Origin of the sequence: Marinomonas profundimaris, assembly GCF_000508165.1 — a bacterium.
Classification (GTDB): domain Bacteria; phylum Pseudomonadota; class Gammaproteobacteria; order Pseudomonadales; family Marinomonadaceae; genus Marinomonas; species Marinomonas profundimaris.
This window is the reverse complement of the sequence record NZ_AYOZ01000004.1, coordinates 107,776-118,072: the sequence shown is the minus strand read 5'-3', so window position 1 is coordinate 118,072 and position 10,297 is coordinate 107,776. Positions and strand designations below refer to the sequence as shown.

The following is a 10,297-nucleotide window of genomic DNA, read 5'->3' as shown; positions in this document are numbered from 1 at the left end:
GCCCCATCAACCATTAAATCCGTATACCCCGAAGACTTAGCCTCTTAGGCCCATGATGTTAATTGAACTGCAAAAACATTTCACAGAAAGGGATCATGCTTTCCTTATGTCATTCAAAAGAGGACAACCTGACTGGGCATTGTTTGACTATCCTAAAGCAGCAGACTTGCCAGCGATTCGTTGGAAGTTGCAGAACATTAACAAATTGGCAAAGAATCAAGCAAAACATCAAGAGCAATTAGATAAATTGAAGCAAGTGCTTGATGATTGGCTTGTTAACGCAAACGCCGAGTAATTCGTTTATAACAAACCTCAACGAGCTATAAGCCCCCTAGTTAGATTGCGATTTCTTCAATCTATCTAACCGAGTCCACATAGGACAACTGCATAGACTGGAGCCTCGATTTACATTAACGAGGACTCCTCATGCGAAAACTATCTCCAATTATTCTGGCGCTTGCGCTGTCTCCATTGGTTCAAGCTGAACCTGTGTCTGAAGTGTCGCCCGTTGGCAAAATTGACGGCATGGTTTCTTTGCCGGTCACGGGTATGAAAGCGGTCGAAAGCAATGGCCGTATTGTTTTCATGTCAGACAGTGGCCGGTTCGTCATTGATGGCACGCTCTATGATGCCTGGTCGAAAAAGCCGCTTACCAGCCTTGAAGAAATTCGTGAAGCGGGTAACACGCTGGACTTAAGTCGTCTTGGCTTAAAAATGGATGATTTGAATCCACTGACGCTGGGTGAAGGCAAAAAGAAAGTGGTGGTCTTTGTTGATCCCCGGTGTCCGCATTGCCATGAGCTTTTGAAACAAGCCCTACCGCTAACCAAAGAATACACCTTCCAAATACTCCCTGTGCCAGTGCTTGGTCCTGATTCAGAGCGTCAGGTTCGCCAGCTTGGCTGTGCGCGTGACAAAAAAGCGGCCACCGATGCATTGCTGAATGGCCGGATTGGTAACCTAGAACAGGATGATGCCTGCAACTTAGAACCAATGCAGCGTACCTTGGTGACGGCTCAAATCCTGGGCATTCAAGGTGTGCCTTTCATCGTCGCCAATGATGGTCGCATCAGCCGAGGCCGTCCTTATGATCTTTCTGCTTGGTTGGAGGGGCGTTAATGAAAGCCTCTCTGTATTCAGGGCAACGCGCTTCAGAGCTATTGCCAGTATTGGCCTATTCAGACGATGAGCAACTGTTTTTCATGGAAGACCAAAGTGTTGGCTTTGGTTTTCTATGTGACCCATTGCCGGGTGGTGATGAGTCTGTTGCAGACAGGGTTAATGTTCTTCTCAACAACGACTGGCCAAAAGACACTTTGCTGCAATTTGGCCTGTACGCCTCGCCTGATATTCAAACCGACCTTCAGCGCATGATGGGCTTACGGCATCGTCAATCCGATCCATTGCTTAGGGCGTCGATACGCAAACGTGCGGATTTTCTCGATGGGGGCACGGTTCAACCGATAGAAGAATCGACCCAGACTCAGGTTCGCAACTTTCAACTGATCGTCACCTGCAAATTGCCTTTGGAAAGTCCTATACCGACGGAGCGTGAGTTGAGTCGAGCATCCGCGCTTCGGGCTTCTTTCTCGCAAGCGCTGGCAACGGTTGGTTTTCGCGTCACTGAGATGACTGACCGAAACTGGCTCGCGGCAATAAGTGCTCAGCTTAACTGGGGAAAAGATGCTTCCTGGCGCAATCCATCACCAATCCGCAGTGAGGCAGATAAACCACTTCGGGAGCAAGTGTTGGATTATGACCGAGCTATCAAGGTGGATAGCCAAGGTCTGATGCTGGGCGATTACCGAGTTAAAACCTTATCGTTTAAACGCTTGCCTGAGCGGATCTGGTTTGGTCGTGCCGCAAGTTTTGCGGGCGATATGATGACGGGCAGTCGCGGTTTACGCGGCAGCTTTTTGCTAAATGTCACCATTCACTTTCCCTCAGCTGAGGCGATGAGATCTCGTTTAGAGACGAAGCGTCAGTGGGCGGTCAATCAGGCCTATGGCCCGATGCTCAAGTTTGTGCCGGTGCTTGCAGCCAAGAAAAAGGGATTTGATGTTCTTTTTGAAGCTTTGCAAGAAGGTGATCGTCCTATTCGGGCCAATATGACTTTGACGCTGTTTTCACCAACGGGAGAAGCGTCCATCAGCTCTGTTTCAAATGCTCGAACTTATTTCAAAGAACTCGGATTTGAGCTGATGGAAGACAAGTACTTCTGTTTGCCCATTTTCCTGAATGCCTTGCCATTTGGTGCTGACCGCCAGGCGATGAACGACTTGTTTCGATTCAAGACCATGGCGACACGGCATGTCATCCCTCTGTTGCCTTTATTTGCGGATTGGAAAGGCACTGGCACGCCGGTGATTAACTTTGTTTCCCGTAATGGCCAGATCATGAGTGTGTCCCTTTATGACTCGGGCAGTAATTACAATTGTTGCATCGCGGCGCAATCGGGATCGGGTAAGTCATTCCTGGTGAACGAAATCATCTCCTCCTACCTATCAGAAGGCGGGCAATGCTGGGTGATTGATGTTGGCCGCTCTTATGAAAAGCTGTGTGAAGTCTATGACGGTGAGTTCTTACAGTTCGGGCGAAACAGTGGCATTTGCTTAAATCCGTTTGAAATCGTTGAGGACTATGACGAAGAAGCGGATGTGTTGGTTGGGTTATTGGCCGCAATGGCCGCACCTACGCAGTCATTAACCGATTTTCAGATGGCAAACCTAAAGCGTCAGACCCGTGAACTGTGGGAGAAAAAAGGTCGTGCCATGTTGGTTGATGATGTGGCAGAGGCCTTGAAAAATCACGAAGACCGACGTGTGCAAGACGTGGGTGAGCAGCTCTATCCATTTACGACACAGGGCGAATATGGCCGCTTCTTTAATGGCCACAATAATATTCGCTTCAAAAACCGTTTCACCGTTCTGGAGTTAGAAGAGCTCAAGGGGCGTAAGCATCTACAACAAGTGGTGTTGCTTCAGCTTATCTACCAAATCCAACAAGAGATGTACTTAGGTGAGCGGGATCGTCGCAAGATTGTGTTCATCGACGAAGCCTGGGATCTGCTGACTCAAGGTGATGTCGGTAAATTTATCGAAACGGGTTACCGGCGATTTCGAAAATATGGTGGCAGTGCTGTAACGGTAACGCAATCGGTCAACGATTTGTATGATAGCCCTACAGGTAAAGCCATCGCTGAAAACTCAGCCAATATGTACCTGCTTGGTCAAAAAGCTGAAACCATCAACGCGCTCAAAAAAGAAGGCCGCTTGCCACTAGGTGAAGGCGGCTATGAATACCTGAAAACGGTTCATACCGTCACTGGTGTCTATTCCGAAATTTTCTTTATTACCGAAATGGGCACCGGGATTGGCCGCCTCATCGTCGATCCGTTTCACAAGCTGTTGTACTCGTCCCGTGCAGAAGATGTAAACGCGATTAAACAGTTAACGCGCAAAGGCCTTTCTGTTGCTGATGCCATCTCTCAGTTGTTGAAGGAGCGAGGCTATGAATAAGACCACGCTTTGGCCATTTATGGCCTCTATTACTTTGTCTATTGCTGGTAGCGGTTTAATGACCAGCTGGCTCTTAATGAAAACACTCGAACCCATCCACAGCCAGTTGGCGTTAAGTACGCCCATTGCGGTCGTGGATTTTGGGGAGGCTGTGCTGTCACTGGGCCCCAATGCCAGCGAACAAGACATCGAATCCAGGTTGCTTCAGACCAATCAGCAAATTGAAAAGCTAAAAGCAGCCGGTTTTATCGTGCTGGATGCCCAAGCGGTGGTGGGTGCTGATGATTCCGTATTTGTGCCATTAGGCTCAAAGGAGGTGTCTCATGCAGATACTCCGTAAAAGAATGCCTTGGCGGCCATACCTCATCCAGTTGACTGTTCTTGCGTTAATCATGGCCTTGGTAGGCACCTACGCCATGATGCGCTACCGAATAGGTATTGATACCCAGCAAGAGCGCTGCCTGCCTGATACCACGGTGTATCTGATTGACCTATGGAATAAAAAGCCCGTTAAGGATGGTTTGTATGCCTTCCACTCAAAAGGACTCGCTCCGTTATATAACGACGGTACTCGGATGCTGAAACGCCTAACAGGGATGCCTGGGGATGAAGTCAAGGTGACGCCTGAGCATGTGATGGTGAACGGTGCTGAAGTCTCAAATGGCATGGCATTAGCCCAGCGTCTTGGTGTGGCGGAAACAGAATTTAGCCGCTCATTGACGCTGCAAGAAAACGAATATTGGTTTTCCGGTGAGGCTGCAACGAGTTTTGACTCCCGCTATTGGAATGCCGTTAAGCGCGAGCAGATTGTTGGTCGCGCTTGGCCGCTTTGGTAGGAGGTGGATGATGAGAAGACTATGCCTCTTATTTTTGTTGGTTGCTCCATTGGCTTGGGTTCAAGTTTCCTGGGCACAAGAGCCTTATCCGTTGTCTGATGAGGACAAAAAGATCGTTGAAATGAGCCGCAGCATTTTACAAAGTGCTGTGGATGGTTCATCTGAATTTATCGAGCCTTTTTCACCGATTGAACAACCTGCGTCGCTCAAACATAACGATGAATGGTTGATTTTTGCGTCGTCTTCACTGGGAGATTCCTCACTGAAGCAGCTATTTAAAGAGGCCAGTGCTACCGGCGCTATTGTGTTGTTTCGGGGAATTCCTGAAGGAAAGACCTTGGGGGCGGCTATCCGTGATTGGCATACGCTGATGACGGGGCTTGATCCTGTTCCTCAGGTTCGAATCGATCCGAAAGCCTTTGTGCACTGGCGGGTGACTAGCGTGCCTGCTATTTTCCGCATAGAAGATGACAAGGTGACTGCAAGTGCACTAGGGGTTTACAGCAAGGACTGGTTGCAGCGTCAAATTGAAACAGGCAATACCGGTTCATTGGGTCAACGCGGTCCTATTCATTCGATTTTAGAACCGGATTTGGTGCAAGTAGCGATGCAGCGTTTACAGTCGATTGACTTGGGAGCGTTAAAGAAAAAAGCCATTGAGCGTTTCTGGTCTCGCCAAACATTTACTGAGTTACCCAAAGCCACGCAGTATCGGATAAGAACGGTTGATCCAACCATCGTCATGCAGCGGCCACTATTGGATGCCAATGGCCGAACATTGATCCCAGCGGGAACGCGTATTAACCCGCTAAAAGCCTTGCCATTTACTCAGCAGCTCGTGGTGTTTAATGCGTCGAACGCTGAAGAAGTGGACGCAGTAGCGCATTGGCTTGAGGGCCAAGATAGGACACTGCGCCGCATTACGCTTATCACCACGCAGCTCGACCGTACTCAAGGCTGGAATCGCCTCAATGCGATAGAAAAGACATTGGACAGTCCGGTTTATCTTCTCAATGCCTCGCTAAAGCAGCGCTTTGATTTGCAAGTCACCCCATCGTTTGTTCAAGCAAAGGGACTCGCGTTTGAAATAGAAGAAATTCCAGCAAAGGAGCTTGTTCATGAAAAAGCTCAATAATACGTATCGTCTGTTGCGGACTCTCGTTGTCATGTTTGTCCTAAGCGCATCTATTCCTGCAAAAGCCGACCTGACCTGCCCAGACGCGGGGTTATTGTCCGGCAAGTTGCTGACGGATGTTTGCTGGTCATGCATTTTTCCTATCCGGGTTGCCGGTCTTCCTCTTGGTTCTGGAAATGTCCCAAGCGGCGCATCAAACAAGTCATTTTGCTTATGTGAAGACAACTTAGGTGTGCCAAGGCCAGGTATTGTTACCAGCATGTGGGAGCCAGCGCGTCTGATTGAACTGGTCAGAACGCCGGGTTGCTCGCCTTCCCTGGGAGGGATTCGTTTACCGTTAGGTGATAGACGACTGCAAGGTGGTCATGGCGAGGGTGAATACGACACCGGTGATCTCGCTTTCTACCATTACCATTATTACGCCTTTCCGCTTTTGGTCATGCTCGATTTGTTCATGGATGGCAATTGCAATGCCGATGGTTACATGGACTTTGACTTGATGTATTTGTCGGAATTGGACCCAACATGGCTGAACGATGAACTGGCCTTTTTTACTCAGCCTGAAGCTGCTGCCGTTGCCAATCCATTGGCTATTTCGGCTTGTACCGCTGACGCTGCCTCATCGACGCTTGGTAAACCCATCGACCAGTTGTTTTGGTGTGCTGGCAGTTGGGGCCATCTCTATCCCTTATCTGGCCACACCTTAGCCATTGGCTCATTAGCAGAAAACACCAGCCATTTAGCGGCGCGTGCAATCGCGGCTCAACACAGGCGTGGTCTTGCTAGGCGAACAATGGGGAACAGTGCGCTATGCCGACCTGTTATCGAACCCATGCTGCCGAAATCCCAATACAAGATGAGTATGTTCTTCCCTGTACCGGAAACTGAAAGTGCGCATGTCATCGGTGAAAGCACCATGAAATGGGGAGAGTGGCGAACGATCCCCGGTGCCGGTGAAGATGCGCTCTACATTTTGTGGCGCTGGCAAGACTGCTGTAACTCGGGAGGTTAACTATGAAACCAACACTTTTTACCCGAGTTTTAGCGGGTGTTTTATCAATCACTATGGCTTGCTTGCCCTTACATGGTGTGGCCGCTGATGTGCAGCGCCAATCCGGCTTAAGCGGACAACAAGAAGGTAAGCAATTACTGCAAAACTGGACGATGCCCGCACTTAACGGCAATACATTGTTGGTGCCGAGTGGCAGTGGTAATGAGTCCATTAACTTGCAAGAGCTATTTCCTGGTATGGATCAGGGCTCATTAGATGTCTTAACGGGCGTTTATGGCTCTGATGCCAGCATGAATCAATTGGGGACGCAGCGCCAAGAGAGCATGGCATCCGAAAGTGGCGCTACGGGTGAGGCGTTTCGCTCGCTACAGCAAATCAAAGACAGGTCTCGGCCAGATATGGTCAATGATCCGCTTTGGGCATTAACTGATGCGGTTCAAACTGACCCCAATCTATTAACCCAAAGCTTCCCCGGCTGTGAGTCTCAAGGTGAAGGCAGCCCAAATTACCAGCAATGTGACAGGCTCAATACAGCGGTTAACAGCTGCACTATTACTCACGATTACACGGCAGGCATCATTGAGCATGTTTCAGGGCCGATGAACCTTCGCTCTTGTGGTGAGGGGTGTCTTGAAGTTTGGATTGGACGAATTGGCGACAACTACTGGAGTGGCCGTTGTAAAGTGTTTGAACAGGCCATCACACTCAAAGTCGTGAACCCCGATGCGATTACCTCAGCCGTTCTTGAATACGCCAAATGGGATGACTACATGCAAGTGTGGCTTGGTGATCAGAAAGTCTGGTCTGGGCCGAACAATAACTTTCCACCAGAAACGGCAGGTCGTTGCGAGCTCAGTACCAGTTGGGAGCGCAATCCAAATACCGATCTCACTGCCAAGCTAAAAGCGGTAGAACCAGGTTTAGAAGTGCCGGTAAAAATTCGCGTATCGGTTACGGGTAGTGGTGAGGGCTATGCACGCATAAAGGTGCGCTTTGATCCAACCAAGGTAGTGATGAATGATAGTTGGTCGCCACAATCCTGTATCGAACAAGCAGCGGATATCCCGACGAAGTTTTCAGACTACAGCATTCAATGCACGGATCAGCCTTCTTCAACCAACGGATGTACGGTGGTCAATGGTGTTTCAGTTTGTGAATCCTACTTTGCCCCTAGCCCTGTGGCTGGCATATCGCCTTTGTGTCGGCGTGTACAAGTCAGTGTGGATGATGAAAGCTATAAGGGGATTGAAAATCAGGCCTGCCAAGTGCTTGAAGCGAATCCTTCCTGTGGATTCATGTCGTCAGAATGTGCCGAGACCAATGATAAAGGTGAATGCATTCGTTTTACCGATACCTATGACTGTGGATTGCAAACCAGCGATCCAAAGTGTGTGGTATCTAACCTTATGCCAAGTAGTTTTGAGGCCTGTGAGCCTACTCAGACGATTACGCCATTTACTGAAACCAAGCATGTACCGGATTACCAGGTGTGCGAGAAGATCAGCACGCTTACTGAGTGTCAGTTAGAACGACGTGTATCCGCTGAAACTCATCAACAAAGCTGGTCTATTGAGCGTGGTTGCTTTAGCTCTGAAACGCTCAGCTTTGTTCCACAGCACAGCAGTACTATGCAAACTGGGAACGCGATACTGAGAATTTTTGATAATCAAAATACTGAGATAAAAATTACCGAGTCGCCATCCAAGGCAAATGGTTGGAAAACGACACTCTCACTGACGGGCAATAAGGAAACGGTGACTGAGACGAAACCGTCCATTAAATACCCTGAAATGACGTGTCCAAAAGGAACCTTGGTTGGTTCATTGTGTAAAGTCGCCAATGGGTCGATTATTTCGTGGCATGAACCTCAGGAAGTTACTCGTTCCAGATGTGAATCCGGCTGGAACAAAGTCGATTTCGATACTTGCAGCCGAGAAGTTCAGAAGTGTTTGGCTCCTGCGAAACTGAGCGCTTCATTGACCTTCTCTGGCAAGTACTTAGAACAGGACGTTGTTCATCAATCAAGTGATCCGGGCATAGACCAATGCTTGATGCAAACGGATCAGTTTACTGCCGTGCAGTGGCAGTGTTTGGATACGGGCACAAAACGAATCGACGGGTTAACGGTTGGTAGTGGCGAGTTGGCCAATCTTGGGAGCCTTTATCCAGCGGTTGTTTCGTCTCCTGTTCATTTAACCAGTCGCGGCAGCTCTGATGGACTGGGACTCTCATGCTGGAGGGCAAGAGCAACCTACAATGCTTCGACTGCTCATCCAGAGTTCAACATGGGCAGCTCAGATAGCTGGGTAGATGCCAATGGTAATACACAAACCATCGTTAATAACGGACAAAACACGACCACCAATACGTGTGCCGCGCTGGAGCAAAACCTGGCCTGCCAGTACGTCAGAACCGAATGCACTGAAGGCGGGGCTGGTCATGAAGGCTTCTGCTATATCCAAAGTTTGGTGTATGACTGCGGACAAAGCGTTGAAGTGCAAAATGCACGAATGGAAACTCAATACAACTGTGAGGGGCCAGTTCGCTGTATGGGCACAGATTGTTTAGAGCCAGAGTCAATCAAGCAGGCTAACTTTGCAGAAGCCGCAGCGATGCTTAATGCGGCGCAGTTTATGACCAATGATATGTCATGTACGGGAGCTGATGGCCAAGATAACGTCGAGTGTACGGTCTTTAAAGGTAATGCTGGCCAGTGCAAAAAAGCCGTTGGTGGCATAGTGGATTGCTGTGAAAAGCCAAGTGGCGTGTCGTTATCGGATTACATCACGATGATAGTGGCGGTTAACAAGCTTGATACGGCAGTCATGGCCATGAATCCGTCTTCGGCAATCTATGGTTCGTGGAATACGCTCAGGGAACCAATCACCAGTACCTGGAGTGCGGTTAAAGAGCCTTTTGTGTCTGCATGGGACTCTCTCATGGGGGCTGGGCCATCAACGGCTGCTGGCGCGGGAGCGGAGCAAGCTGCGACTGGCTTTATGCAGGTGTTGACCAACAAAACGGCTGAGTGGGTAGGCTCTACGTTTGGTTCGGGGGCGCAATCGGCACTGTTTAGTAACGTTGGTGGTGCGGTTGGAGCCGATGGTGTCGTTTCGGGTGGTAACTTTGCCCTGGGGGGCGCTGCGGGCGCGGTTCTGAGTACGGTTATGACGGCCTACATGATTTATTCAGTCACTATGATCCTCATTCAGCTTATCTGGAAATGTGAGCAGAGCGAGTTTGAAATGAACGCCAAGCGGGTATTGAAGAGTTGCCACTATGTAGGCTCTTACTGCAAGTCTAAGTTCTTAGGTGCCTGTGTTGAAAAACGGCAGTCATATTGCTGTTTTACTTCGCCACTTTCACGGATCATTCAAGAACAAGTACGTCCTCAATTGGGCCTTGGTTGGGGCAGTGCCAAGTCACCAAACTGTGAAGGTTTGACCGCGAGTCAGTTAAACCAGGTAGATTGGAGCCAAGTCAATCTCGATGAATGGATAGGTATCTTGTCGATAACAGGCAACCTACCCGAAGTACCGTCACTGGATCTGGAACGACTCACAGGCTCAGGAAGTACGCTAAACGTTGATGGAAATCGTCAGAGTGCCGCAGATAGAGCCATTGAACGGCTAAACGGAATGGATGCACAGAAACTGCGTCAGGAGGCGACGGAAGAAATTTCGGGGAATAATTGAGCGTATCCATCTAAAACAGCTTTGCCAATAATGTTCCATCATGGTTACTTTAATGAGCTTATTGCGCCTTAAGGTAACCAATTTGGCACTTTGGGCCTCTT

At 49.1% G+C, this 10,297-nt stretch carries 8 protein-coding genes; all 8 read left to right on the top strand.

Features of this window, described 5'->3' with window-relative positions:
• The first annotated feature begins 106 nt into the window (after positions 1-106).
• Positions 107-295, top strand: a complete 189-nt coding sequence (locus tag D104_RS37720; RefSeq protein WP_001997940.1) for a hypothetical protein — start codon at positions 107-109, stop codon at positions 293-295.
• A gap of 131 nt (positions 296-426) precedes the next feature.
• On the top strand, positions 427-1,119 hold the full coding sequence (locus tag D104_RS23185; protein WP_001228924.1) for a DsbC family protein: 693 nt from the start codon (positions 427-429) through the stop codon (positions 1,117-1,119).
• The gene (traC, locus tag D104_RS23180) at positions 1,119-3,518 is read left to right on the top strand and encodes a type IV secretion system protein TraC (RefSeq protein WP_024023029.1); all 2,400 of its coding nucleotides are present in this window, start codon (positions 1,119-1,121) and stop codon (positions 3,516-3,518) included. The genes D104_RS23185 and traC overlap by 1 nt, the downstream gene beginning before the upstream one ends.
• Positions 3,511-3,858, top strand: a complete 348-nt coding sequence (locus tag D104_RS23175) for a hypothetical protein (RefSeq protein WP_001044649.1) — start codon at positions 3,511-3,513, stop codon at positions 3,856-3,858. Before traC ends, D104_RS23175 begins: the two co-directional genes overlap by 8 nt.
• Positions 3,842-4,354, top strand: a complete 513-nt coding sequence (locus D104_RS23170; protein ID WP_002040537.1) for a S26 family signal peptidase — start codon at positions 3,842-3,844, stop codon at positions 4,352-4,354. The genes D104_RS23175 and D104_RS23170 overlap by 17 nt, the downstream gene beginning before the upstream one ends.
• 7 nt (positions 4,355-4,361) lie before the next feature.
• On the top strand, positions 4,362-5,489 hold the full coding sequence (locus tag D104_RS23165) for a TrbC family F-type conjugative pilus assembly protein (protein ID WP_002040538.1): 1,128 nt from the start codon (positions 4,362-4,364) through the stop codon (positions 5,487-5,489).
• A complete protein-coding gene (locus D104_RS23160; protein ID WP_000735888.1) occupies positions 5,473-6,501 on the top strand; it encodes a TraU family protein in 1,029 nt (342 codons plus the stop codon). Before D104_RS23165 ends, D104_RS23160 begins: the two co-directional genes overlap by 17 nt.
• Before the next feature lie 2 nt (positions 6,502-6,503).
• Positions 6,504-10,196, top strand: a complete 3,693-nt coding sequence (gene traN / locus D104_RS23155) for a conjugal transfer protein TraN (RefSeq protein ID WP_000805219.1) — start codon at positions 6,504-6,506, stop codon at positions 10,194-10,196.
• The last annotated feature ends 101 nt before the right edge of the window (positions 10,197-10,297 follow it).

What these genes read in the sequence shown, in the direction of transcription:
- D104_RS37720 (WP_001997940.1), top strand. Translation starts at nt 107, where the DNA reads ATGTCATTCAAAAGAGGACAACCTGACTGGGCATTGTTTGACTATCCT.
- D104_RS23185 (WP_001228924.1), top strand. Translation starts at nt 427, where the DNA reads ATGCGAAAACTATCTCCAATTATTCTGGCGCTTGCGCTGTCTCCATTG.
- traC (WP_024023029.1), top strand. Translation starts at nt 1,119, where the DNA reads ATGAAAGCCTCTCTGTATTCAGGGCAACGCGCTTCAGAGCTATTGCCA.
- D104_RS23175 (WP_001044649.1), top strand. Translation starts at nt 3,511, where the DNA reads ATGAATAAGACCACGCTTTGGCCATTTATGGCCTCTATTACTTTGTCT.
- D104_RS23170 (WP_002040537.1), top strand. Translation starts at nt 3,842, where the DNA reads ATGCAGATACTCCGTAAAAGAATGCCTTGGCGGCCATACCTCATCCAG.
- D104_RS23165 (WP_002040538.1), top strand. Translation starts at nt 4,362, where the DNA reads ATGATGAGAAGACTATGCCTCTTATTTTTGTTGGTTGCTCCATTGGCT.
- D104_RS23160 (WP_000735888.1), top strand. Translation starts at nt 5,473, where the DNA reads ATGAAAAAGCTCAATAATACGTATCGTCTGTTGCGGACTCTCGTTGTC.
- traN (WP_000805219.1), top strand. Translation starts at nt 6,504, where the DNA reads ATGAAACCAACACTTTTTACCCGAGTTTTAGCGGGTGTTTTATCAATC.